Origin of the sequence: Anaeromyxobacter sp. (assembly GCA_016718565.1) — a bacterium.
Lineage (GTDB): Bacteria > Myxococcota > Myxococcia > Myxococcales > Anaeromyxobacteraceae > JADKCZ01.
Window position 1 is genome coordinate 1,270,040 of the sequence record JADKCZ010000001.1, and the last position, 23,827, is coordinate 1,293,866.

The window sequence follows — 23,827 nt, forward strand, 5'->3', positions numbered from 1 at the left end:
CCGAACGGGACCACTCCGAGCGGGACCACGCCGACCGGGACCACGCCGAGCCACGCCGAGCCACGCCGACCCCCCGCCGAGCGCGGCCCGGCCCCCACCGCTCACCGGTAGTCGTCGCGCGCCAGCCCGTACGCCTTCATCTTCTCGTACAGGTTCCGCTCGGCGATCCCGGCGGCGCGGGCCACCTCGCCCACCTTGCCCTTGTGCTCCTTGAGGAGCCGGGTCAGGTACTCGCGCTCGAAGCGCTCGACCAGGCGCGCCCGGGCGTCGAGCAGCGGCAGGCCGAACTCGGCGGCGGCGGCCACCTGCGGGCCGTCGGGCGCGGCCGGCACCAGCAGCGGCGCCACCGCCTCCCAGCCCATCAGCGCCGCCCGCTCGCACAGGTTGCGCAGCTCGCGCACGTTGCCCGGCCAGGCGTAGGCCTGGGCCGCCGCCAGCACCTCGGGCGGCGGCGGCGGCACGGCCCGGCCGAAGCGCTCGGCGAAGGACCCGCGGAAGTGGTCCAGCAGCGCCGCCAGGTCGCCGGGCCGCTCGCGCAGCGGCGGGAGCCGCAGCGGGATGACGTTGAGCCGGTAGTAGAGGTCGTCGCGGAAGCGCCCGTCCTTCACCAGCGCCTCCAGGTCGCGGTTGGTGGCGGCCACGATGCGCACGTCCACCTTCTCGGCCCGCTGCCCGCCCACCCGGGTGATCTCGCGCTCCTGCAGCACCCGCAGCAGCTTGGCCTGGATGGCGAGGTCCAGGTCGCCCACCTCGTCGAGGAACAGGGTGCCGCCGTCGGCCTGCTCGAAGCGGCCGGCCCGCCGCGCCACCGCGCCGGTGAAGGAGCCCTTCTCGTGGCCGAAGAACTCCGACTCCATCAGCTCGCGGGGCACCGCCGTGCAGTTGACCCCCACGAAGGGCCGGTCGCGCCGCGGCGAGCGCCGGTGGACGGCGCGGGCCACCAGCTCCTTGCCGGTGCCGGTCTCGCCGCGCAGCAGCACGGTGGCGTCGGCCCCGGCCACCTGGTCCACCAGCTTGAAGACGTCGCGCATGGCGGGCGAGTCGCCCACCAGCTCCTCGAAGCCGGTGGCCCGCTCCAGCTCGCCGGTCAGGCGGGCCACGTCGCGGCGGGCCCGCTCGTGGGACACGGCGTGGCGCAGCACCAGCGCCAGCTCGTCCCAGCGCACCGGCTTGGTCAGGTAGTGCAGCGCCCCCTTGCGCATGGCGGCCACCGCGGTCTCCACGGTGGCGTGGGCCGTCACCAGCACCACCGGCAGCGAGGGCCGCGCCTGGTGGACCTGCTCCATGAGGGCGATGCCGTCCAGGTCGGGCATCTGCAGGTCGGTCACCATGGCCAGCGGGTCGGCCTCCGCCAGCCGGGCCAGCGCCTCGGCGCCGGAGGAGGCCACCAGCACCTCGAAGCCGTCCAGCGGCAGGTTGGCGCGCGCCACCTTGCGGGTGTTGGGGTCGTCGTCGACGAAGAGGATCAGCCCTTCCTTGCCCACTCAGGCCTCCCCGGCCACGGCCGAGGCCACCCGGCGGACCGGGAAGCGCAGCGCCGCCACGGTGCCGCCGCCCTCGCGCTGCGCCAGGCCGAAGCGGGCCCGGTGCAGCTCGGCGGCGCGCTGCACGATCACCAGCCCCAGGCCGGTGCCGTGGGGCTTGGAGGTGACGAAGGGCCGGCGCACCTCGTCGAGCCGGTCGGCCTCGATGCCGCAGCCCCGGTCCAGCACCTCCAGCACCACCGCGCCCTCGCCGCCGCTCCCCTCGGTGCGGGTCACCAGGGTGGGCGGCTCGCCGCCGGCGTCGAGGGCGTTCTGCAGCAGGTTGACCAGGGCCTCGGAGACCATGGGGGCGTCCAGGTCGAGCGGCGGCAGGTCACGGGCCAGCTCCAGCCGCACCAGGTCGGCGGGCAGGCCGCGCGCCAGCGCCACCTTCTGGGCCGCCTCCTTCGCCACCCGGTTGACCGCCACCGGGGCCAGCACCGGCTCGGCCGGCCGCGCCACGTGCAGCAGCGCCGAGACGAAGCGGTTGACCCGCTGCACCTCCTCGCCGATCAGCCCGGCGTACTCGGCCACCTCGGCGTCGCCGGCCAGCCGGCGCGCCAGGTACTGGGCGGCGCCGTCGATGGCGTTGAGCGGGTTGCGCAGCTCGTGGGCGATCTGGGCCGACATCTGCCCCAGGCCGGCCAGCCGCTCGGCGTCGAGCAGGCGGGTCTCCAGGTGGCGCCGCTCGGCGATGTCGCGGATCACCATGACCGTGCCCAGGTAGGCGCCCTCCGGCGAGCTGACCGGCGCGTAGGTGGTCTCGAAGCGCCCCTCCTTCTCCTTGATGATGGAGTGGGCCGGGCCGGCGTCGTCGCCGCTGCGCAGGTAGCCCATGACCCGCTCGAGCACCTGGTGGCTCGCCTTGGGGTGGCAGTCGCGCACGTCGGCGCCGGCCCCCTGCGAGAGGTTCTTGAGGACGCGCCCGGCCTTGTTGACGAGGGCGATGGTCTCCTTGGCGTCGATGAAGATCACCCCGTCGGCCATCGAGTCGACGATGGCCTGGATGGTGGCGAGCTCGGCGCGGCGGGCCTCGCGCTCCCGGCGCGCCTCGGCCAGCGCCTCCTCGGCGCGGCGGGTGCGGTCGGCCAGCATGGAGAGCAGCAGCGCCAGGGCACCGGTGGCCACGGCGATGGAGAGGGCCGCCACCGTGGCGGTGCGCCAGGCCAGCGCCGCGAAGTGGGGATCGAGGCGCGTCACGTCGCGCAGGAAGAGCAGGCCGCTGACGACGGCCGTCAGGGCGGCCACCGCCGCGAGGAGGAGGGCGCGCAGGGCGCCGGGGCCGAGGGAGGGGACCATGCGCCAATAGCCTACCGCGGGGCGGGGGCGGAGGGCCGCTCGTCGGAGCCGGCGGGGCCGGCGGTCCTCGAGGCTCCCGGGCAGGGGCGCTCGGAAGGCACCAGCCGATCGGGCCGGCCCCGGCCAGGCGCTCCGGCTCGGCCCTAGGACGAGAACCGGGTGGAGGAGGCGGCCGGGCGCGCCGTCGGCGCGCCGCCGGCCACGTCGAAGAGGAAGCCGGCCACCACGAGGGCGCACAGGCCGACCACCACGAGGTCGCGGGCGATGGCGAGGCGGGAGCGGCGGGAGGGGAACTGGGGGGCGGTCGGCGTCATGGCGGGCTCCGGGGTGGGTGTCGCGGGCGCGGACCTCTCGAACCGCACCCTTCGACCTGCTGACAGGACACCCCCGGAAACCTGACCGGCCGGCGCGCCGATGCTCACGCGCTGCGGTCGTCGCCCGGGTCGCCAGGCCTGGCCGGCCTGGCGGGCCCGGGCCGTTCCTCGTCGAGCAGGCCGCGGTCGCGCGCCAGCTTCCCGAGCTTGGTCTTGATCCGCTCGAACCGCTTCATGAGCGTCGCGGCCGAGACCGGCGCGCCTCCCTCGGCCAGGACCGCAGCGACCTCGTCCCAGGAGAGCCCCTGGTCCAGGCGGAGCACCAGCAGGCAGCGCTCCTCCTCGCCGAGCGCCGCGCGGAGCGCGTCGAGCGCCTGCCGCTGCTGCTCCACCACCACCGCCGACCTGGTCCGGAGCGACGCGGCCAGCACGGAGGCCTGGCCGGTGGTGAGCCGCTGCCCGTGGCGCCGCCAGGCCTCGCTGCGGAGGTTCTGCGCCGCGTTCCAGGCCAGCCGGTAGCTCCACGTCTTGAGGGAGGCCCCGAAGCGGAAGTCGGGCAGCCCGTGCCAGGCGTTCTCGGCCCACTGGGAGAAGGCGTCGCCGGCGTCGTCCTCCGCGCGCAGCATCGACCGCAGGTAGCGCAGGATGGCGGGGCCGAGCGCCTCGATGACGGCGCCGGCGGCCCCGTTCTGGTCGCCGGCCTGGAGCAGGGCCTGGACGCGGGACTCGAGCGTCATGGGGGCAGGCTACCCGGGCTGGCAGCGGACGGCCAGTCGGGGCCTTGCGCCGCGCCGCCACCGGCCGGAGGGGTCGCGCACGGGCTGCCCAGGCGGACGGGCGCTGGCGCGTGCCGCCGGGGCAGGTCCCCGAAGGAGTGGAGCCAGCCCTGGGGCGTCACGGCGAGCCCTCCCTGGCGGCGGGCAGGATCCGGCCGCGCCACACCGGCCCTTCGCCAGGTGGACAAGGCGCCGGCCGCGACCTGACCGCGTCCGGCGGCGCCCGTCCGGGCGCCGGAGCCTCGGACGCCGTCGCCTCAGTATCGGGGGACGGCCGGATCGACCTCGACCGACCAGCGGTCGATGCCCCCGGCCAGGCTGCGCAGGCGCGTCAGGCCCGCCTCCTGCAACCGCCGCAGGGCGGTCAGGCTGCGGACCCCATGGTGGCAGTAGAGCACCACCTCGCGGTCGTGGCGGAAGGAGGCCACCGCGTCGGGGAAGCAGGAGAGGGGCGCCAGGCGGGCCCCGGGCAGGCGGCAGAGGGCCCACTCGGTCGGCTCGCGCACGTCCACCAGATCGAGCGGGTCACCCGCGGCGAGCCGCCGGGCCAGCTCGGCCGGGCCGATCTCCAGGTCGGCCTCCTCGGCCGGCGGCGGCCGCGCCGGGCCGCCGCAGAGCTGCTCGTAGTCCTGCAGCTCGGTGATCTCCCGGGTGCCGCAGGCCGGGCAGCGCGGGTCGCGCCGCACCTTGACCTGCCGGAACGACATGGCCAGGGCGTCCACCAGCAGCAGCCGCCCGATGAGCGGCTCGCCCGCGCCCAGCAGCAGCTTGAGGGCCTCGGTGGCCTGGATCAGCCCCACCAGGCCGGGCAGCACGCCGAGCACGCCGCCCTCGGCGCAGGAGGGCACCAGCCCGGGCGGCGGCGGCTCCGGGTAGAGGCACCGGTAGCAGGGGCCCTCGGCCGTGGCGAAGACCGAGGCCTGCCCCTCGAAGCGGAAGACCGAGCCGTAGACGTTGGGCTTGCCCGCCAGCACGCAGGCGTCGTTGGTCAGGTAGCGGGTGGCGAAGGTGTCGGTGCCGTCGACCACCAGGTCGTGCGCCCGCACCAGCTCCAGGGCGTTGCCCCGGTCGAGCCGGGTGGGGTGGCCCTCCACGTGGACGCCCGGGTTGAGGTCGGCCAGCCGGTCGCGCGCCGAGTCGAGCTTGAGGCGCCCCACGTCCCCGGTGCCGTGCAGCACCTGGCGCTGCAGGTTGGAGGCGTCCACGGTGTCGAAGTCCACCAGCCCCAGGTGGCCCACGCCGGCGGCCGCCAGGTAGAGGGCCACCGGGGAGCCCAGGCCGCCCGCGCCCACCAGCAGGACCCGCGCGCCCTTGAGCCGGCGCTGCCCCTCCAGCCCGACCTCGGGGAGGATGAGGTGGCGGGCGTAGCGCTGGTACTCCGCGGGGGTCAGCTCGGGCAGCCCGTCGGTGCCGGTGGCGTGCATGGCCGGATCCTAGCCGCACCGCGCCGCGGACGCCGCCTCCGTGAGGCGCGGCCGGCGCAGGCCTGGCGCCGCCCTCACCCGCTGACACGCCCCAGCACCGTGCCGTCGGCCGCCACCCGGAACGCCAGCGGCACCACCGCCACGCCGTACTTGCGCGCCAGGTCGGGCCGGCGCGACACGTCCACCAGCACCGGCGGGGTGGCGGCGCTGGCCAGGCGGCCGGTCAGCTCGACGCAGTCGCCGCAGAGCGGGTGGGTGAACTGGATCACCGCGGCCTGGCCAGGGGAGGCCCCCAGCTCGGCCAGGTCGACCCGCCCCACCTGCAGGGAGCGGATGCCGCGCAGGCGGGCGGCCGCCTGGTACATGAGGCAGCCGACGCACAGGCCGGTGGCGGCGGCCAGCAGGGCCAGCCCCGCCACCACGGCGCCCAGCGCCAGCGAGGTCCGCGCCAGGCCGAGCGCCCCGGCGGCGCTGGCGGCCCAGAGGAAGGTGGCGCCCACCTGGTTGGCGAAGCGCACCGGGCGGCTGTCCTCCAGCCGGCCCTCGCCGAAGCGCGGCTGCACCACCTCGAAGTAGAAGGCGCAAGGCAGGCACCAGCGGCGCCCGAAGGCCAGCCCCAGCGTGAGCTGCAGGGCCAGCAGGGCGTACAGGCCCCACCAGCCGGTCAGCACGCCCGCCAGGGCCACCACCCCCACGGTGGCCTGGTTGAAGCGCGGCGCCCGCGCGTCGATGACGGCCAGGTCGCGGTAGGGGTCGGCGCGGCGGGCGGCCAGCGCGCGCCCCAGGGTGGCGGCGGTCACGCCGTGATCCCCTCGAAGAGGATGCTGGAGAGGTAGCGCTCGCCGGCGTCCGGCAGGATGGTCACGATGGTCTTGCCCTTCGACTCCGGCCGGCCGGCCACCTGCACGGCGGCGGCGGCGGCGGCCCCGCAGGAGATGCCGCAGGAGATGCCCTCCTCGCGGGTCAGGCGGCGCGCGAACTCCACCGCCTCGTCGTTGGAGACGGTCACCACCTCGTCCACCAGCGAGAGGTCGAGCACGTCCGGCTTGAAGCCGGCCCCGATGCCCTGGATCTTGTGCGGCCCCGGCTTGGGCGGCTGGCCGGCCTTGAGGGCGGTGAGCACCGGCGAGTGGATGGGCTCCACCGCGATGGAGCGGATGGCCTTGCCCCGGGCCTGCTTCAGGTAGCGGGTCACCCCGGTGATGGTGCCGCCGGTCCCCACCCCGGACACGAAGACGTCGACCTGCCCGTCGGTGTCGTCCCAGATCTCGGGGCCGGTGGTGTCGAAGTGCACCTGCGGGTTGGCGGGGTTCTTGAACTGCTGGGGCAGCCAGTAGCGGCCCGGGTCGCTGGCGGCGATCTCCTCGGCCTTGGCGATGGCCCCCGGCATGCCCTTGGCCCCCTCGGTGAGGATCAGCTCGGCGCCGAAGGACTTGAGCACCCGCCGGCGCTCCAGCGACATGGTCTCCGGCATGGTGAGGGTGATGGGGTAGCCGCGCGCCGCCGCCACGAAGGCCAGCGCGATGCCGGTGTTGCCGCTGGTGGGCTCCACGATGGTGCGCTGCCGGGAGCCGGGGGTGAGCAGGCCGTCGCGCTCGGCGGCCCAGATCATGGCGGCGCCGATGCGGCACTTCACCGAGTAGGCCGGGTTGCGCCCCTCGATCTTGGCCAGGACGGTGGCGCCCAGCCCCTGGGTGATCCGGTTGAGCCGGACCAGCGGCGTGCGGCCGATGCTGCGGCTGTTGTCCTCGAAGATCCGTGCCATGTGCGACCTCGCGCTGCGGAGGCGGGTGGGTGGCCCGCGGTGGGTGCCCGGCCTGCCCGGGCGTGACGGTGTCCGCTATAACGGACGCGACGGGCGCGCGCCGGCCCTGGTGGGGCCTGCGCCGCCCTTCGCGCTACCTCGCCGCCGCGAAGGCCTCGGCGAAGTCCTCCTTGATGTCCTCGATGTGCTCGAGGCCCACCGACACCCGGATGAGATCCGGGGTCACGCCGGCGGTCTTCTGCTCGGCCTCGGAGAGCTGCGAGTGGGTGGTGGTGGAGGGCTGGATGACCAGCGTCTTGGCGTCGCCCACGTTGGCCAGGTGGCTGGCCAGCTTGACGTTGTCGATGAACTTCCGGCCGGCGTCGCCGCCGCCCTTGATGCCGAAGGAGAGCACCCCGCCGAAGCCGTTGCGCAGCAGCTGCTTCGCCCGCTCGTGGTGCTTGTGGCTCGGCAGGCCCGGGTACAGCACCCAGGCCACCTGCGGGTGCTGCTCCAGCCAGCGGGCCAGCGCCAGGGTGTTGTCGGCGTGGCGCTGCACCCGGAGCGAGAGGGTCTCGAGCCCCAGCAGGAACTGGTGCGAGTTGAAGGGCGAGAGGGCCGGGCCCTGGTCGCGCAGCCCCTCGACCCGGGCGCGGATGATGAACTGGATGTTGCCGAAGGGGCCGCCCACGCCGAAGACCGAGTTGAAGACCAGGCCGTGGTAGCCGGGCGAGGGCTCGGTGAAGAAGGGGAACTTGCCGCTCCTGGCCCAGTCGAACTTCCCCGAGTCGACGATGACGCCGCCGATGGAGGTGCCGTGGCCGCCGATCCACTTGGTGGCCGACTCCACCACCACGTCGGCGCCGTGCTCGATGGGGCGGCACAGGTAGCCGGCGGCGGCGAAGGTGTTGTCCACGATGAGCGGGATGCCGGCGTCGTGGGCCGCCCTGGCCAGGCCGGGCAGGTCGGCGATGTCGAAGCCGGGGTTGCCGATGGTCTCGACGTAGAGGGCCTTGGTCTTGGCGTCGATGGCCCTGGCCAGGTCGGCCGCCTCCACCGAGTCGACCAGCTTCACGCCGATGCCGAGCCGGGGCAGGGTGACCTTGAACTGGTTGTAGGTGCCGCCGTAGAGCCGGCTGGAGGAGACGATGTTGTCGCCGGCCTGGGCGATGTTGGTGATGGCCAGGAACTGGGCCGCGTGGCCCGAGGCGGTGGCCAGCGCCGCCACGCCGCCCTCGAGCGCGGCCACCCGCTTCTCGAAGACGTCGGTGGTCGGGTTCATCAGGCGCGTGTAGATGTTGCCGAACGCCTTGAGCGCGAAGAGGTTGGCGCCGTGCTCCGCCGAGTCGAAGGTGTAGGAGGTGGTCTGGTAGATGGGCACCGCCCGGGACTTGGTGGTCGGGTCCGGCTCCTGGCCGGCGTGGACCTGCAGGGTCTCGAAGCGGGGGGTGCGGTTGGGCGGGAGGGCCATGGCGGTGGTGGTCCTTTGCTGGTTCCGTTTGATTGGAGGGGCATCCTAGTTACTGGACGCTTCTCCGTCAAGACGGATTCGGCCTGGAAACGGGGTCATGGTGGTCGCAGGAGGGTCCGCCATGACGGACGGAGCCGCCGACGCCCCGGCCCGGGCGCAGCGGGGCGCCGCCGGGCCGACGCTGCGTCGGGGCCCTGCCGGGGCGGCCGCTCGCCGCTCAAACGCCGCTCCCCACGCCCGTCGGGGAGCCGTTACCATCCCCCACCATGTCCGAGCACGCCCCCCGCTCCGTCCCCGAGCTCTTCCTGGAACGCGTCGGCGCCACGCCCCACGCCGAGGCCTTCCGCCACCCGGTGGCCGGCGGCGGCTGGCGCAGCCTGACCTGGGCCGACACCGAGGCCCGGGTGCGGGCCATCGCCTCCGGGCTGCGCGCCCTCGGGGTGGGCATGGAGGACGTCTGCGCCATCCTGGCCGGCACCCGCATCGAGTGGGTGCTGGCCGACTTCGGCATCCTCTGCGCCGGCGGCGCCACCTCCACCATCTACCCGTCCTCCACCGCCGACGAGTGCGCCTTCATCCTGGCCGACTCCGGCGCGGTGGTCTGCTTCGCCGAGGACCCGCAGCAGGTCGCCAAGCTGGCCGCCCGCCGCGAGGAGCTGCCCCGGCTGCGCCACGTGGTGACCTTCGAGGGCGGCGGCAGCGCCGACGGCTTCGTCCTGGGGCTCGACCAGCTCGAGGCCACCGGGCGGGCCCACGCCGCCAGCCACCCGGGGGCCTTCGAGGAGATCTGCGGCGAGGTGCGGGGCGACGCGCTGGCCACCCTCATCTACACCTCCGGCACCACCGGGCGGCCCAAGGGCGTGGAGCTGACCCACGCCTGCTGGGTCTCGCAGTCGGCCGCGGTGCAGCGCTCCGGCATCCTGGACCACCCGGACGTGCTGCAGTTCTTCTGGCTGCCGCTGGCCCACTCCTTCGGCAAGATGATCGGCACGGCCCAGCTGCGCATCGGGTTCCCCACCGCGGTGGACGGGCGCGTCGAGAAGATCGTGGAGAACCTGGCCGCCCTCGGGCCCACCTTCGTGTGCGCCGTGCCCCGCATCTTCGAGAAGGTGCACGCCAAGGTGGTGACCGGCGCCACCGAGGGCGGGGGCCTCAGGCGGCTGGTCTTCGAGTGGGCCCTGGGCGTGGGGCGGGAGGCGGCGGCGCTGGAGCGGGAGGGCCGGCAGCCCGGCGCGCTGCTGGCGCTCCAGCGCGCGCTGGCCGACCGGCTGGTGTTCCAGAAGGTGCGGGCCGTCTTCGGCGGGCGGCTGCGCTTCTTCATCTCCGGGTCGGCGCCGCTGTCGCGCGACGTGGCCGAGTTCTTCGACGCCATGGGCGTGGTCATCCTGGAGGGCTACGGCCTGACCGAGTCGTCGGCCGCCACCCACTGCAACCTCCCCTGGAACCGCACGCTCGGCACGGTGGGCCCCACCTTCCCCGGCATCGAGGTGCGCCTGGCCGAGGACGGCGAGGTGCTGATGCGCGGCCCCTGGATCATGCGCGGCTACCGCGGCCTGCCGGAGGCCACCGCCGAGGCGCTGGACGCCGAGGGGTGGCTCCACACCGGCGACGTGGGGGTGCTCGACGCGCAGGGGCGCCTGGCCATCACCGACCGCAAGAAGGACCTGATCAAGACCTCGGGCGGCAAGTTCATCGCCCCCTCCGAGCTGGAGGCGCGGCTCAAGGCGGCCTGCCCGTACCTCTCGCAGGTGCTGATCCACGGCGACCGGCGCAACTACGTGACGGCGCTGGTGACGCTGGAGCCGGAGGGGCTGCGCCGCTGGGGGGTGGCCCAGGGGCTGGGCGAGCTCAGCCCGGCCCGCGCCGCCGAGCACCTGTCGGTCAAGGCGCTGGTGCAGCGGGCGGTCGACGAGCTCAACGGCACCCTGCCGCGCTTCGCCACCGTGAAGCGCTTCACCCTCCTGCCGCGCGAGTTCACCGAGGCGGAGGGCGAGGTGACGCCGTCGCAGAAGCTGAGGCGCAAGGCCATCGAGCAGCGCCACCGGGCGGCCCTCGACGCCATGTACCCGGCGAGCGGGTAGGGCGGCCCGGGGCGGTGGCCGCCGGCCGGGGCGCCGCCGCCTACCCCTTCTCCGGCACGGCGTCGGCCGGCAGGGCCGGCTCGGGCGGCGGCGCCAGGTCGGGCGGCACCTCCTGCAGGGCGCGCTTCATCCGGTCGAGCGAGGCCTGGGTCTCGGCCACGAAGCGGTTGCTCTCCAGGCGGGTCCGGCCGGCCACCGCGAGCGTCTGCTCGTAGATGGCGATGGCCTTGGTGACCAGCACCCGCACCTTGCGCCTGAGCTCGGCGCGGTAGGCCTCGGTCTCCTCGGCGTCCAGCCCGGGCGGCAGCGGCGCCTCCACCAGCGCGGCGTGCAGGGCGTCGTAGAGCTCGCCGATGCGGTAGCCGGCGGCCACCGCCCAGTCCGGGTGGCCCATGCGGATGGCGCGCAGGTAGTGGCCCTGCGCCGACAGCAGGAGCGAGGCCTTGTCCTCCAGGTCCCGGGCCAGCGTGGCCTCGCTCCCGGCGGAGGGGTCGAGGCGCACCGCCAGGAAGTGCCCGCGGTAGACCTCGCCCAGGTAGAACTGGGCCTGCGAGGCGTCGTAGTCGTCGAGCCGCTCGTGCTCGCTGGCCTGCTTCCAGGCCGAGACCGCCAGCCGCAGGCTCTGCTCGGCCTCCTCCGAGCGGCCCAGCTCCAGCTCCACGATGCCGCGCTGGGTGAGGGCGCGCAGGTGCTCACCGGCCGGCAGGTCGGTCCGGCGGGCCAGGGCGTCGAGCAGCCCGTGGGCCGCCTCGAGCTCGCCCAGGTGGTAGCGGCACTCGGCCGCCTTGAAGGCCGCCTCGTCGGCGTCCGGCCCGTCGTAGCGCCTCACCAGCCGCTCGAACCGCTCCAGCGCCGGTCGCCACTCCTCCAGCCGCTGGTGCGCCAGCCCCGCGTCGTAGAGCGCGGCGGCCTCGTGGCGCGAGGCCGGGAAGAGGTCGGCCAGCCGCCCGAAGGCCGCGGCGGCGCGGCGGTGGTCGCCGGCGGAGAAGGCGGCCTGCCCCACGGCGAAGAGCTCCTCGTCGTTCTTGCCGCTCAGCTCGAGGTCGAGGGGGGTGACCAGCACCTGCTCCGGCTCGTAGGCCAGGTCGACGGGGCCGGTGGGCGGCGCGGCGGGAGCGGGCGGGGCCGGGCAGGGCAGGCCGGCCGCGGCGCACGGGGCCGCGGCCACGGCCGGGGGCCGGACGGCGGCGCAGGCGGGGAGCAGCGCGGCGAGGAGGGCGAGGCGGAGGCGCACGGGGCCAGCCATCCTATACGACCGTGGGCGATTCGCGATCACCCCGTTCGCCCCGTCTAGAGCCGTTCGGCCAGCCTGGCGAGGCCGGCCAGGTCGTGCACGTCGAGCTCCAGGCGCGGCACCACCGCCCGCGGCAGCGGCGCCGCCTCGAAGAGCCGGGCCAGGGCCCGGGCGTCGGCCTCGGCCAGCGCCTGGTGCTCGGCCAGGGTGGCCGCCAGCCGGTCGGCCAGCGGGCCGGCGGCGCCGGTGGGCTGCCCGGCCCCCGCGCCGTCGCCGGGCGACGCCGGCGCGCCCGCGGCCGCCTCCAGCGCCGCCGCCAGGGCCGCGGCGTCGGGCAGCGGCCCGGCCCCGTCCCACAGGCTGGCGGTCACGCGGTTGGCCACCAGGCCGGCCACCGGCATCCCCTCGGCGCGCAGCCGCTGGTGGAAGGCCAGCGCCTCGTCGATGGAGAGCGGGCTCGGGCTGGCCACCAGCACGAAGCCGGTGGTGGGGCGCGCCAGCAGCGCACGCACCTCGGCGGCCCGCGCCTTGAACCCGTCGTACATGCCGTGGAAGCCGGCCAGGAACTCCCCCAGGTCGCCCAGCAGCTGGGCGCCGGTGAAGCGCGACAGGGTCCTGGCCACGTAGCTGGTGCCGAGCTGGGCCAGCCGGAGCCCCACCCGCCCGGCCCCGGCGGCCGGGGCCAGCAGCGCCCGCGCCGCGTCGTTGCCCAGGAAGTCGAGGACCCGCTCCGGGGCGTCGAGGAAGTCGAGGGCGTGGGCGGTGGGCGGCGTGTCGAGGACGATGAGATCGTAGTCCCGGTCGGTGGCCAGCTCGTGCAGCTTCTCCATGGCCATGTACTCCTGCGAGCCGGCCAGCGCGGCGGACATCTGCTGGTAGAGCCGGTTCTGCAGGATGCGGTCGCGCCGGGCCGGGTCGGGGGCGAAGCGGGTCACCAGGTCGTCCCAGGTGCGCTTCACGTCGAGCATCATGGCGAAGAGCTCGCCCTTCGGCGAGAGCCCGGCCTCCTGGAAGGCCTGGTCCGGCACGCGCGCCTCGACGTTGCCGAGCGCGGCCAGCCCCATGGCGCTGGCCAGCCGCCGCGCCGGGTCGATGGTGCAGACCAGCACCCGCTGCCCGCGCAGCGCCGCCGCCAGCCCCAGCGCCGCGGCCACCGTGGTCTTGCCCACCCCGCCGGAGCCGACGCACACCAGCACCCGCCGGCCCGCCACGGCGTCGCCGAGCTCGCTCACGGCGCCCTCCCGGGGGCGGCCGGGGCGAGCCAGGCCGGCTCACCCGGCCCGGGCGCGCCCAGCACGTCGGCCAGCCGCTCCACCTCCGGCGCGCCGAAGGTCGGCGAGGCCAGCAGGGGCAGGAGGGTGGTGGGCAGGTCGAGCGCCGCCCGGGCGCGGGCCGCCTCGCGGGCCGAGGCCTCGGCCCGCACCGCCTGCAGCCGCCCGGCCCGGGCCGCCGGCCCGAGCGGCGGGGGCCCGTCCGCCAGCCCGGGGAGCCGCGCCGCCTCGGCGGCCGAGAACCGCGCCGGCGGCATGGCGTTCACCACCAGCGCCGCCGGCGCCAGCCCCACCTGCGCCCGCAGCGCCGCGTCGAGCTCGATGGCCTCGGTCACCGGCATCTCCTCCGGCAGCGTCACCAGGGCCAGCGCGGTGCGGGCCGGGTCGACCAGCCAGTCGCGCATCCACAGCGCGTCGCTGCGGAGCGGCCCGGGCGGCACGGTGCCCAGCATGGCGCCCGGCACCCGCAGCAGCTGCACGCAGTGGCCGGTGGAGGGCGCGTCCAGCACCACCAGGTCCCAGCGCGGCCTGCCGCGCACCTCGGCGCGGGCCTCGTGCAGGATCTTGCCGAGCATGACCAGCTCGCCCAGCGAGGGCACCACCCGCAGGAAGTGGCGCACCAGGCGGTTCTCGAAGACCGCCTCGTAGACCGCGCGGAACCTGAGGATCATCAGGCCGTACTCGCGCATGGCCTCGGCCGGGGTGACGTCCACGGTGTGCAGCCCGGGCCGGGCCGCCCGGACGGTGGGCCCGGCCGGCGGCGCGCCCAGGAGCGGCGCCACCCGCTCCTGCGCGTTCACCTCGCAGACCAGCACCCGCTTGCCGGCCCGGGCCGCCAGCACCGCCAGCGCGGCGGCCACCGACGACTTGCCCACGCCGCCCTTGCCGGTGACGACGACCAGTCGGCGGTCGAGGAGGGCGCTGGGCACGCGTGGTACGCTATTCCGAAAGGGACCCGTCCACCATGCTCTTCGACGACGTGCTCAAGAACCCGCTCGTGAAGAAGGCCCTGGCCGCCGGCGAGCAGCAGGCGGAGCGGGCGGTCGGCAAGCTCCTCTCCAGCCAGGCGGTGGCCACCGGGCTGCAGGGGCTGCTGACCGCCGCCTCCACCGCCCGCGCCACCTTCGAGGCCGGGGTGCAGACCGCCCTCAAGGCCGCCAACCTCCCCAGCGCCGGCGAGGTGCAGGCCCTCAAGCAGAAGATCGACGAGCTCGAGGCGCTGCTCGACGACCTCTCGGCCCGCCTCGACGCCGCCCCACCGGCCGCGCCGCGCCGCGACCCGCCCCCGGCCGACGGACGCTGAGCCTGAGCCGGATGCGCCGGATCGCCTTCATCAACGAGAAGGGCGGCACCTGCAAGACCACCCTGGCGGTCAACACCGGGGCCTGGCTGGCCACCGGGCGCTCGCTGCGCGTCCTGCTGGCCGACCTCGACACCCAGGGCCACGCCGGCAAGTCGCTGGGGGTGGACGTGCGCGGCCTCTCGCCCACGGTGCACGAGTGGCTGCTCGGCCAGGCCTCGTTCGAGGAGGTGGTGCGCCCCACCCCGGTGCCGGGCCTGGACCTGCTGCCGGCCAACAAGGCGCTGGCCGGCCTGCCGGTGGCGCTGGCCGCGGCGCCCGACCGCGCCACCCGGCTGGCCTCCCGCCTGGCCGGGATCCCGGCCGGGCGCTACGACGCGGTGCTCATCGACTCGCCGCCCTCGCGCTCGCTGATCACGGAGAACGTGCTCTACGCGGCCGACGCCATCGTGGTGCCGGTGGCGCTCACCTACCTGGCGCTGGACGGCTGCGCCGAGATCATGGAGTCGCTCGACGACCTGCGCGCCGCCCACGGCCGCGCGCCCGAGCTGGCGCTGGTGGTGCCGGCCCTCTACCGCAAGACCCAGCTGGCCGACGAGATCCTGGCCACCCTGCGCCAGCGCTTCCCGGACCAGCTCTCCCACGCCGTCCTGGGCTGGTCGGTCAAGGTGGACGAGGCGCAGAGCTTCGGCCGCACCGTCTTCGAGCACGCCCCGCGCAGCCCCGGCGCGGTGGCCCTGGCCGAGATCGCCGACGAGGTGCTGGTGCGGGCGCTGGGGGCGCCGCCGCCGCGCCGCTGACCCTCCCGCCGCCGGCAGGGCCGCGCCGCGGGGCCGCCCGCCCGCGGGCGCCCGGCCCGGGCGGCCTACTTCCTCGTCAGCTCGTCGAGCTTCGACTCCAGCGCGGCGATGCGCTGCGAGATGTCCTCCAGCTGCCGGTTCACCTCGGGCAGGTGCTGCACGCCCTCGGCGGCGGCGCGCACCCGCTCGTCGATGCGCTTCTGCAGGCTGGCCAGCGCCTCCTGCGAGGCGCTCACCAGCTCGCGGGCCCGCTCGCCGGTCTGCTGGCCGCGCGCCAGCAGCCCCTGCACGCGGCTCTCGGCCGCCTGCCGGACCGCGTCCACCTTGCCGCGCAGGTCGCCGCCGGCGCCGTCCACCAGCTGCTGCGCCACCTCGCTGCCGTGGCGGATGAGGCCGAGCAGGGTCTTCAGGCTCATCTTGGAGGTCTTCTTCTCCTCCTCGAAGATGATCTGCGCCAGGGTGACCGCGGTGAGGTCGTCCTTGGTGCGGTTGTCGACCACCTTCACCTCGGCGCCCGCCTTGATCATCTCGGCGATCTCGTCGAGCGTGACGTAGCGCGACTCCACCGTGTCGTAGAGCTTCCGGTTGGTGTAGCGCTTGATCACCTTGGGCTCGCGTCCGGGGGAGGCGAACTCGTCGGGCGGCGAGGGCACGTCGTTCATCGGGTCACCGGGTAGTGCGCAAGTGCCTGCAATCGCGGGGATTGTTCTGGCGATGGCGCTTGGTGTCAAGGGGAACGCGGTGTAATCTCCTCGGTCTCGGACGGGCCCCCTCATGATCGTCGTCTGCACCGGCTGCTCAGCCAAGTTCAAGGTCGCCGACGCCAAGGTCGGGCCCCAGGGCGCCAAGCTCCGCTGCTCCAGGTGCCAGACCGTCTTCATGGTCCACCGCGAGGAGGTGGTCGAGCCCACCCCGCCGCCGGTCCCCCTGGCGGGGCCACCGCCCTTGCCGCGCCGCGCCTCCACGGCCGCGTCGCTCCCGGCCGCGGCCCCGGCGGCGCCCTCCAGCGAGGTGGGGGTGCCGGTGGACGCCCGCGCCGCCTTCGAGATCGACCTGGAGGTGCGCACCCCGCGCGCCCGGGAGCTGGCCCGCCCGGCGCCACCGCCGGATCCCTTCGGGCCGCCGCCGACCTCCGAGTACCTCTTCAACCCCCCGTCCCCGGGCCCGGCCCTGCCGCCCCGGGACGACCCCTTCGGCCCGCCCTCGCACCGGGCCGGGGTGGGCGGCCAGGCCCCGCCGCCGTCCGAGGACCCGTTCCAGACCGCCCTCGACCCGTTCGCGGCGGTGCAGGCGCCGGTGCCTGAGGACCTGCTGCGGGCGCCCCCGGCGCCGCTCGAGCCCGAGGAGGACCCCTTCGCCGCCCCCTTGCCGTCGCCCCTCGGGGACGCGGGGGACCTGACGCTGGAGGAGCGCAGCGCGCCCGCGCCGCGCCCCCGCTCGTCCGCCCCCATGGGCGACCCCTTCGGCGGGCCCGACGAGGGCGAGCTCGGCTTCGGCGGCGGCAGCCCCGGCGACATCCCTCCGCTGACCAACGACCTGCCCGGCGAGCCCTTCGGCGGCTTCGACCCGCTGCCGGCCGCCACGCCGGCGCCGCGCCTGGAGGCGCCGCTGCGGGAGGACCCCTTCGCCGCCGCCGCCGTGGACGCCGACCCGCTGGTGGTGTCCGGGCCTCCGCCCCGCGGCGAGCCCCGTCCGGCCGCGGCGCCGGCCGGCCGCGCGGCGGGCCAGCCCGACGCCCTGGCGCCGGCCGCGGAGGACCCGCCCGCCGAGGGCGAGCGGCCGCCGCGCCGCCCGGGGCGCCTGCGCGCGGCCGCGGTCAGCGCGCTCTCGCTGGCCGTGCTGCTGCTGGTGGCCCTGGCGCTGCTGGTGGTCTGGCGCGGCGGCGTGCCGCTCTCGGAGGCCTTCCACCCCTCGGCGGTGCTGGCGGCCCTGACCCACCGCGACCGCGCCGGGCCCTTCGCCGCCGAGCGGGTGACCAGCGGCCTCTACGAGCGCCACCGCGGCGCCCCGCTGCTCTTCGTGCGCGGCGAGGTGCTGTCGCGCGCCGCCGGCCCGGTGGGCGCGGTGCGGGTGCTGGTCTCGGTGGTGAAGGACGGGCAGGTGGTGGGCGGCGCCGAGGGGCTGGCGGGCGCGGTGCCCACCGCGGAGGAGCTGCACCAGGCCGCCGACGAGGCGGCGGTGGCCGGCCTGGCGGCGCTGGCCCGCGCCCGGGCGCCTTCGCTGGTGCGGCCCGGCGACCGCGTCCCCTTCCTGCTGGTGATGGACGGCCCGGCGGCCGCCGCGGCCGGCGCCTCGCTCAGGCTCGAGGTCCGGGCGGAGGACGCCCGGTGACCCCGCCGGCCAGGCCGCGCGGCGCGGCGGCTGGCCACGAGGCGGCCCGCGGGTTCGCCCGGACGCTGGCCGGGTACGAGGAGGGGCCGGCGCGGGCCGGCGCGGCGGCCAGGGCCCTGGCGGCGCTGCCGGCGGCCGAGGCGGCCCGGCTGGTGGGCGCGCTGGCCGGCCTGCCGGAGCCCGAGGCCCGGGCGGCCCACGCCGCGGTGGCCCAGGCGCTGGTGGGGCCCGACGCGGCGCTGCTCTACGAGCACCTGGCCGAGGTCTACGCGGTGGCGGCCGCCGACGACCTGCTGGAGGTGACCAGCCTGCTGGTCTCCCCACCCGCCGCCCGCCCCTGGGTGGCCCCGCGCGACAAGGCCGACGCCCGCCTGTCGCACCTCACGCTGGGCCACAAGAAGACGCTGGCCCGCACCCACCGCGATCCCGACCTGCTGGCCCGGCTGGCGGCCGAGGGGGAGCCGTCGGTGGTGCGCGAGCTCCTGCGCAACCCGCAGCTCACCGAGCCCTTCGCGGTGCGCATCGCCTCGCGCCGGCCCATGCGGCCCGAGACCCTGCGCCTGCTGGCCGAGTCGCGCCGCTGGCGGACGCGCCTGGCGGTGGTGGCCGCGGTGGTGCGCAACCCGTTCGCCGAGCCGGGCGTGGCGCTCAAGCTGCTGCCCTTCCTGCCTGCGGCCGACCTGGCCGACCTGGCCCGCGACGGGGCGGTCCACGGGCTGCTGCGGGCCACCGCCGCGAGGCTGGCGGCCCGGCGGCGGGGCGGGTGAGCCGCCTCGGACCCGGAGGCCGTGAGGGAGTCCCCGGCGACGGGGCTTCTCCGCGGCCGCTCAGCGCCCGGCGGGGGGCTCGTCGCCGGCGGTCGGGGGTGCGGGCGGCGCCGGCTTGGGGGGCGTCACGTCGATGGCCGGGTCCTCGGTCACCGACTTCTTGAAGTTGCGGATGGCCTTGCCCAGCCCGTCGCCCAGTTGCGGGATCTTGCCGGCCCCGAAGATCAGGAGCACGACGACGAGGACGATGATCAGCTCACCCATGCCCATGGCTGCGTTCGCACCTTTCCGCGGGGCCACCTGGCCCGGAGGCGCGGTAGCATAGACGCCCGGCGCGCCGCCCGCCAACCCGTCATGGACCTCCCCTTCGTCCCCGCCCCACGCGCCGCCGGCCGCCCGCTCGTGCTGGGCCACCGCGGCGCCTCGGCCGAGGCGCCGGAGAACACCCTGGCCGCCTTCCGGCTGGCGGCGGCGCAGGGGGCCGACGGGGTGGAGCTGGACGTGTGGCGCTGCGGCAGCGGCGAGATCGTGGTCATCCACGACGAGTCCACCCTGCGCACCTGCGGCCAGGCCCTGCTGGTGCCCGAGGCCCCGCTGGCCGCGCTGCGCGCCCTCGACGCCGGCGCCTGGAAGGGGGCGGGCTTCCGCGGCGAGCGGATCCCGCTGCTGGCCGAGGTGCTGGAGGCGCTGCCCGACGCGGTCATCAACGTGGAGCTGAAGGCGCGCCGCGGCGGCGGCGACCCCGGGCTGGCGGCCGGGGTGGCGGCGGCGGTGGCGGCGGCCCGGGCCGAGGCCCGGGTGCTGGTCTCCTCCTTCGACTTCTCCCTGGTGGCGGCCCTGCGCGCCGCGGCGCCGCGGCTGGCCACCGGCCTGCTCTTCGAGGACGCCTGGCACTGGCGCTGGCGGGTGCCGGTGGGCGTGGCCCGGCTGCGCCCCTCGGCCCTGCACCCCGATCGCCGGCTCTGCACGCCGGCGCGGCTGGGGCGCTGGGTGCGGTCGGGGCGCGCCGTGGCCGTCTGGACGGTGGACCAGCCGGACGAGCAGGCGCGGCTGGCCCGGGCCGGGGTGGCGGCGCTCATCACCAACGCGCCGGGCGCGGCGCGGCGGGCGCTCGGGCGGGCGGGCGGCGCCGGGGCCTAGAACTCGAACCCGAACTTGACCGCGCCGGCCAGCGAGGCCGGCACCTTGACCGGCTCGTACCCGTCCTCGCCGGCGCCCGCCTCACCCAGCGTGGCGCCGCCGAACCAGGTCACCTCGGCCGCCAGCGACACCGCCGAGCTGGTGAGCCGGAGGCCGGCGGTGGTGCGGTAGAGCCAGGCGCGCAGCGACGGGAAGGCGCCCGAGGACGCGGCCACCTCGGCCGGCGTGGCCGGGGCGGGCTGGTCGGGGGCGAAGTTCATCTCCTCCGAGCCGGCGCGCAGCTGCGTGAGGCGGGCCGCGGCGTAGGGCGTCAGGGCCATCACCGCGCTGGTGCCGAAGCGCTTCGACACCAGCAGGCCGTACTCCATGGTGGCCAGGTCCAGGTCGCGCTGGCCGAGCGCCAGCGTGTAGGCGCCGCGCAGCGCCACGTCGGGGAAGAGCCGGTACCCCTCCAGCAGCGCCCACTTGGCCTCCACCTGGGCGGCGAAGTAGCTCGACTGCGACAGGTAGGAGAGGCGCCCGCCCAGCTCGATGCTGAAGGGGAGCGCCTTGCGCACGTGCGCCGAGGTGACCAGCAGCTCGTTCGGCTTCATGGACCGGGTCTGCCAGGGGTCGCGCGGGAAGGCCGGCGCGCCGGCGCCGCTGGGCGTGTACCCGGTGGCGCCCACCACGCCGTGGCTCACGCCGGTGTAGGAGGCCTCCAGGTCCACCTGGAAGCCGGAGTGGCCGGTGGTGGAGGCGGGCTGCAGCAGCGACGAGGTCCAGGCCAGGGCCAGATCGGTGGCCAGCCGGGCGAAGCGGCTGCGCGACTCGCTGGCCAGCAGCGCCGCGTCTCCGGCCGAGGGCGGCCCCAGCGAGGCCGGGATGGCCAGCCAGATCGAGGCCCTGGGAGCACCCAGCCGGGTCAGGTCGAGATCGAGCGGCTCACCGGCCCCGGCGGGGGTGGCGGCGAGGGCGAGCACGGCGGCCAGGGGCGCCAGCAGGCGACGCATGAGTCCTCCGAGGAGGTGACGTGGAAAGCCCGTCGAGGGTACTGCCCCGATTTCGGGGGTGTCAACGAAGCCGCCCACGTTAGGGTGGATGGTCCGCCTCGGAGGATACACCATGCGTCGCACGCTCCTGCTCCTCTCGCTCGTCGCCATGCCCTTCCTGCCCGGCTGCCGCTGCCCGGTGGTGGACTCGGGCCACCGCGGCATCGTCTTCAAGTCGCTGGGAGGCGGCACCTCCACCGAGGTGCTGGGCGAGGGGCTGCACCTCATGCCGCTCTGGAACTCGGTCATCCCGTACGACACGCGCGTCCACGAGATGAAGGAGCAGCTGGTGGTCATCTCCTCCAACGGCCTGACCATGCAGGTGGACGCCTCCATCCGCTACCGCCCCAAGCTCGACGAGCTCTTCGAGCTGCAGACCAAGATCGGGCCGGACTACGACCAGAAGGTGATCGGGCCGGTGGTCCGCTCCGAGGCGCGCAAGGTCTTCGGCCGCTACCAGCCGGAGGAGATCTACTCGACCAAGCGCGAGGAGATCGAGCGGCAGATCTACGACGAGGTCCTCAAGGCGCTGGAGGGCAAGCACGTCATCGTGGAGGCGGTGCTGGTGCGCGACGTGGCGCTCCCGGACACCATCAAGACCGCCATCGCCGACAAGCTGGCCGAGGAGCAGCGCAGCCAGAAGATGAAGTTCACCCTCGACAAGGAGCGCCAGGAGGCGACGCGCAAGAAGGTGGAGGCCGAGGGCATCGCCACCTACCAGTCCATCGTGCGGCAGGGGCTGACCGCTGAGTACCTGCAGTGGAAGGGCATCGAGGCCACCCAGGCGCTGGCCATGAGCCCCAACGCCAAGATCGTCATCGTGGGCAGCGGGAAGAGCGGGCTGCCGGTCATCCTGCAGACCGACAAGTAGCGGCGGGTCAGTCGCCCGAGAGCATCCGGCCCAGGCCGCCGAGCACCGAGCCCTCCTCCTTCCCCCGCCCGGCACCGCCGGCGGCGGAGAAGACGCGGCTGGCGAAGCGGCTGAACGGGAGCGACTGGAGCCACACCCGGCCGGGGCCGGTCAGCGTGGCGAAGAAGAGCCCCTCGCCGCCGAAGAGGGCGGTCTTGACCCCCTTGACCAGCTGGATGTCGTAGGTCACCCGCGGCTCGAAGGCCACCAGGCAGCCGGTGTCGACCCGCAGCGTCTCGCCCGGCCCGAGCTCGCGCTCCAGCACCGCGCCGCAGGCGTGGACGAAGGCGTAGCCGTCGCCCTCCAGCTTCTGGAGGATGAACCCCTCGCCGCCGAAGAAGCCGGCCCCCAGCTTGCGCTGGAACGCGATGCCCACCGAGATCCCCTTGGCCGCGCAGAGGAAGGCGTCCTTCTGGCAGATCATGGTCCCGCCCAGCTTGCCGAGGTGCATGGGCACGATCTTGCCGGGGTAGGGCGCGGCGAAGGCCACCCTGCGGCGGCCCGCGCCGCCGGTGTTGGCGAAGAGGGTCATGAAGAGCGACTCGCCGGTGAGCACCCGCCGGCCCGCCGAGAAGAGCTTGTCGAGCAGGCCGCCGCCCTGGCCCGAGCCGTCGCCGAAGATGGTCTGGAGCTCGATCCCCTGGTCCATGTAGAAGAACGACCCCGCCTCGGCGACGCACGCCTCCTGCGGATCGAGCGTGATCTCGACGTACTGCAGCTCCTCGCCGAAGAGCTCGTAGTCGATGTCGTGGGCCCGCCCGCCGGGCTGGGGCGGGGGCGGCGGCGCCCGCAGGGCCGGCGCGCCGCCCGGCGCGAAGGCCTGCGCGAACTCGGCGCGCGAGCGGATGGGCTCCCACGAGGCCATCCCCGGCCCGAAGACCCAGGCGTCGGCCGGGATCTCCCCGGCGCGGATCCGCGCCACCACGGCGGCGGCCTCCAGCGGCCCCTGCTGCTGGCCAAGAACCGTCAGGTACCAGGTGCTCACGTGGCCCCCTCCAGCAGCGCCTCCAGGTCGGTCGCCAGCGCCGCCACGTCCGCCGGGGTGGTGTCCCAGGCGCACATGAGGCGCGAGCCGGCGCCGGCGATGAAGTCGTAGAAGCGCCAGCCGCGCGCCCGCAGCGCGTCGCCCACGCCCGGCGGCAGCTGCACGAACAGGCTGTTGGCCTCCGGCGGCCGCAGCACGACCAGCCCCGGGAGCGGCCGCAGCCGCTGGTGCAGCAGCGCCGCCATGGCGTTGGCGTGGGCGGCGCGGCGCAGCCAGGCGCCGTCCCGCAGCATCCCCACCCAGGGCGCCGACAGGAAGCGCATCTTGGAGGCCAGCTGGCCCGCCTGCTTGCAGCGGTAGGCGAACTCCTCCGAGAGGGCCCGGTCGAAGAAGACCACCGCCTCGCCCACCGCCATGCCGTTCTTGGTGCCGCCGAAGCAGAGCACGTCCACCCCGGCCTTCCAGGTGGACTCGGCCGGCGAGCAGCCCAGCGCCGCCACCGCGTTGGCGAAGCGGGCGCCGTCCATGTGGACCCGCAGGCCCAGCGCCCGGGCGGCGTCGCCCACCGCGCGCAGCTCCTCGAGCGTGTAGACGGTCCCCTGCTCGGTGGCCTGGGTGACCGACACCACCCTGGGCTTCGGGTAGTGGATGTCGGAGCGCCTCTCCACCAGGTGGCGGACGCCGGCCGGCGTCACCTTGCCGCCCGGGCCGGGCATGGTGAGCACCTTGGTGCCGTTGGAGAAGAACTCGGGCGCGCCGCACTCGTCGGTCTCGACGTGGGCCGTCTCGTGGCAGAGCACCGAGTGGTAGCTCTGCGTCAGGCTGGCCAGGGCCAGCGAGTTGGCGGCCGTGCCGTTGAAGGCGAAGTAGACGTCGCAGTCGGCCTCGAAGAGGGCGCGCAGCAGGTCGGCGGCCTCCTCGGTCCAGCGGTCGTCGCCGTAGCCGGGGGCGTGGCCGAGGTTGGCCTCCAGCATGGCGGCCTGGGCCTCCGGCGCGAGGCCGGCGTAGTTGTCGGAGGCGAACTGGCGGAGGGTGGGGGCGACCGGTGGCATGCCGCGCTCACGTAGCCCGGGGGGAAGCGGATGTCCATCCGTTTGAGCGGTCAGCCGCCGCCGGGGTGGCTCCGCCCGGCCGGCCAGCCAAGCCCCGCGCGCGAGCCCGGCCGGACCCAATGAACGGACGGTGAACATGGGCTGGCCTGCAGCGGGCAAGCGGACTGGAGCAGTCGACGAGGCGGACCTGCGCCAGCTTTGCGCCCTGGCTGGTGCGCGGCGGCTGCCGCCGGCCCGACCCGGGGTTCTCCGGGACCCCGACGCCGGCCCCTGTCCCGGACCCGTCACCTGCGCCCAAGAGCGCAGGATCGGGGCGCCTTCGGGGCCCGGAACCTCGCGGCACGGCCGGTGCTCTCCCACGGCCGAGGCGGCAC

At 75.7% G+C, this 23,827-nt stretch carries 23 protein-coding genes; 7 read left to right on the forward strand and 16 right to left on the reverse strand.

Features of this window, described 5'->3' with window-relative positions:
* Positions 1–101: 101 nt before the first annotated feature.
* From IPO09_05430 to IPO09_05465, 8 genes are all read right to left on the reverse strand, one after another.
* Entirely contained in the window at positions 102–1,484 is a 1,383-nt protein-coding gene (locus tag IPO09_05430; protein ID MBK9516792.1) for a sigma-54-dependent Fis family transcriptional regulator, read from the reverse strand.
* A complete protein-coding gene (locus IPO09_05435) occupies positions 1,485–2,822 on the reverse strand; it encodes a PAS domain-containing protein (GenBank protein ID MBK9516793.1) in 1,338 nt (445 codons plus the stop codon).
* Positions 2,823–2,965: 143 nt separating this feature from the next.
* Positions 2,966–3,136, reverse strand: a complete 171-nt coding sequence (locus tag IPO09_05440; protein ID MBK9516794.1) for a hypothetical protein — start codon at positions 3,134–3,136, stop codon at positions 2,966–2,968.
* Between the two features lie 104 nt (positions 3,137–3,240).
* Positions 3,241–3,873, reverse strand: a complete 633-nt coding sequence (locus IPO09_05445; GenBank protein ID MBK9516795.1) for a sigma-70 family RNA polymerase sigma factor — start codon at positions 3,871–3,873, stop codon at positions 3,241–3,243.
* 296 nt (positions 3,874–4,169) lie between these two features.
* Positions 4,170–5,336 carry a molybdopterin-synthase adenylyltransferase MoeB gene (gene moeB, locus IPO09_05450; protein MBK9516796.1) on the reverse strand — a complete coding sequence of 389 codons (1,167 nt, stop codon included), beginning with the start codon at positions 5,334–5,336 and terminating at the stop codon, positions 4,170–4,172.
* 74 nt (positions 5,337–5,410) lie between these two features.
* On the reverse strand, positions 5,411–6,136 hold the full coding sequence (locus IPO09_05455) for a DUF4395 family protein (GenBank protein MBK9516797.1): 726 nt from the start codon (positions 6,134–6,136) through the stop codon (positions 5,411–5,413).
* Positions 6,133–7,101 (reverse strand): cysteine synthase A, encoded by a 969-nt coding sequence (gene cysK, locus IPO09_05460; protein ID MBK9516798.1) that lies wholly within the window; start codon positions 7,099–7,101, stop codon positions 6,133–6,135. Before cysK ends, IPO09_05455 begins: the two co-directional genes overlap by 4 nt.
* A 133-nt stretch (positions 7,102–7,234) precedes the next feature.
* Positions 7,235–8,551 carry an O-acetylhomoserine aminocarboxypropyltransferase/cysteine synthase gene (locus IPO09_05465; protein ID MBK9516799.1) on the reverse strand — a complete coding sequence of 439 codons (1,317 nt, stop codon included), beginning with the start codon at positions 8,549–8,551 and terminating at the stop codon, positions 7,235–7,237.
* A 266-nt stretch (positions 8,552–8,817) separates the two neighbouring features.
* Between IPO09_05465 and IPO09_05470 the strand changes: the two genes are divergently transcribed.
* Complete coding sequence (locus IPO09_05470) at positions 8,818–10,632, forward strand: long-chain fatty acid--CoA ligase (GenBank protein MBK9516800.1); 1,815 nt, start codon at positions 8,818–8,820, stop codon at positions 10,630–10,632.
* 40 nt (positions 10,633–10,672) lie between these two features.
* Here the strand turns inward: IPO09_05470 and IPO09_05475 are convergent, their stop codons facing one another.
* From IPO09_05475 to IPO09_05485, 3 genes are read right to left on the reverse strand one after another with little or no spacing between them, the layout of a single operon-like run.
* Positions 10,673–11,866 carry a tetratricopeptide repeat protein gene (locus IPO09_05475; GenBank protein ID MBK9516801.1) on the reverse strand — a complete coding sequence of 398 codons (1,194 nt, stop codon included), beginning with the start codon at positions 11,864–11,866 and terminating at the stop codon, positions 10,673–10,675.
* Between the two features lie 56 nt (positions 11,867–11,922).
* Entirely contained in the window at positions 11,923–13,098 is a 1,176-nt protein-coding gene (locus tag IPO09_05480) for an ArsA family ATPase (protein ID MBK9516802.1), read from the reverse strand.
* Complete coding sequence (locus IPO09_05485) at positions 13,095–14,066, reverse strand: AAA family ATPase (protein MBK9516803.1); 972 nt, start codon at positions 14,064–14,066, stop codon at positions 13,095–13,097. The genes IPO09_05480 and IPO09_05485 overlap by 4 nt, the downstream gene beginning before the upstream one ends.
* A 35-nt stretch (positions 14,067–14,101) precedes the next feature.
* Between IPO09_05485 and IPO09_05490 the strand changes: the two genes are divergently transcribed.
* Both IPO09_05490 and IPO09_05495 read left to right on the forward strand, forming a co-directional pair.
* Positions 14,102–14,440 carry a hypothetical protein gene (locus IPO09_05490; GenBank protein ID MBK9516804.1) on the forward strand — a complete coding sequence of 113 codons (339 nt, stop codon included), beginning with the start codon at positions 14,102–14,104 and terminating at the stop codon, positions 14,438–14,440.
* 11 nt (positions 14,441–14,451) lie between these two features.
* Positions 14,452–15,237, forward strand: coding sequence for a ParA family protein (locus IPO09_05495; GenBank protein ID MBK9516805.1), 786 nt, complete (start codon positions 14,452–14,454; stop codon positions 15,235–15,237).
* A 65-nt stretch (positions 15,238–15,302) separates the two neighbouring features.
* Here IPO09_05495 and IPO09_05500 read toward each other — a convergent pair whose 3' ends face one another.
* Positions 15,303–15,899, reverse strand: a complete 597-nt coding sequence (locus IPO09_05500; GenBank protein ID MBK9516806.1) for a transcriptional regulator — start codon at positions 15,897–15,899, stop codon at positions 15,303–15,305.
* Between the two features lie 112 nt (positions 15,900–16,011).
* Here IPO09_05500 and IPO09_05505 point away from each other — a divergent pair, with 112 nt between their 5' ends.
* On the forward strand, positions 16,012–17,568 hold the full coding sequence (locus tag IPO09_05505; GenBank protein MBK9516807.1) for a zinc-ribbon domain-containing protein: 1,557 nt from the start codon (positions 16,012–16,014) through the stop codon (positions 17,566–17,568).
* A 65-nt stretch (positions 17,569–17,633) separates the two neighbouring features.
* Positions 17,634–18,335, forward strand: coding sequence for a hypothetical protein (locus IPO09_05510; GenBank protein MBK9516808.1), 702 nt, complete (start codon positions 17,634–17,636; stop codon positions 18,333–18,335).
* Between the two features lie 60 nt (positions 18,336–18,395).
* Here IPO09_05510 and tatA read toward each other — a convergent pair whose 3' ends face one another.
* Positions 18,396–18,605, reverse strand: a complete 210-nt coding sequence (gene tatA / locus IPO09_05515; GenBank protein MBK9516809.1) for a twin-arginine translocase TatA/TatE family subunit — start codon at positions 18,603–18,605, stop codon at positions 18,396–18,398.
* An 84-nt stretch (positions 18,606–18,689) separates the two neighbouring features.
* Here tatA and IPO09_05520 point away from each other — a divergent pair, with 84 nt between their 5' ends.
* Positions 18,690–19,475 carry a glycerophosphodiester phosphodiesterase gene (locus IPO09_05520; protein MBK9516810.1) on the forward strand — a complete coding sequence of 262 codons (786 nt, stop codon included), beginning with the start codon at positions 18,690–18,692 and terminating at the stop codon, positions 19,473–19,475.
* Here IPO09_05520 and IPO09_05525 read toward each other — a convergent pair.
* The gene (locus tag IPO09_05525; protein ID MBK9516811.1) at positions 19,472–20,467 is read right to left on the reverse strand and encodes a hypothetical protein; all 996 of its coding nucleotides are present in this window, start codon (positions 20,465–20,467) and stop codon (positions 19,472–19,474) included. The genes IPO09_05520 and IPO09_05525 overlap by 4 nt on opposite strands.
* A gap of 112 nt (positions 20,468–20,579) precedes the next feature.
* Here IPO09_05525 and IPO09_05530 point away from each other — a divergent pair, with 112 nt between their 5' ends.
* Positions 20,580–21,377 (forward strand): prohibitin family protein, encoded by a 798-nt coding sequence (locus tag IPO09_05530; GenBank protein ID MBK9516812.1) that lies wholly within the window; start codon positions 20,580–20,582, stop codon positions 21,375–21,377.
* Between the two features lie 7 nt (positions 21,378–21,384).
* Here IPO09_05530 and IPO09_05535 read toward each other — a convergent pair whose 3' ends face one another.
* On the reverse strand, positions 21,385–22,401 hold the full coding sequence (locus IPO09_05535; GenBank protein MBK9516813.1) for a TIGR00266 family protein: 1,017 nt from the start codon (positions 22,399–22,401) through the stop codon (positions 21,385–21,387).
* Positions 22,398–23,453 carry a low specificity L-threonine aldolase gene (locus IPO09_05540; GenBank protein ID MBK9516814.1) on the reverse strand — a complete coding sequence of 352 codons (1,056 nt, stop codon included), beginning with the start codon at positions 23,451–23,453 and terminating at the stop codon, positions 22,398–22,400. Before IPO09_05540 ends, IPO09_05535 begins: the two co-directional genes overlap by 4 nt.
* Positions 23,454–23,827 lie beyond the last annotated feature (374 nt).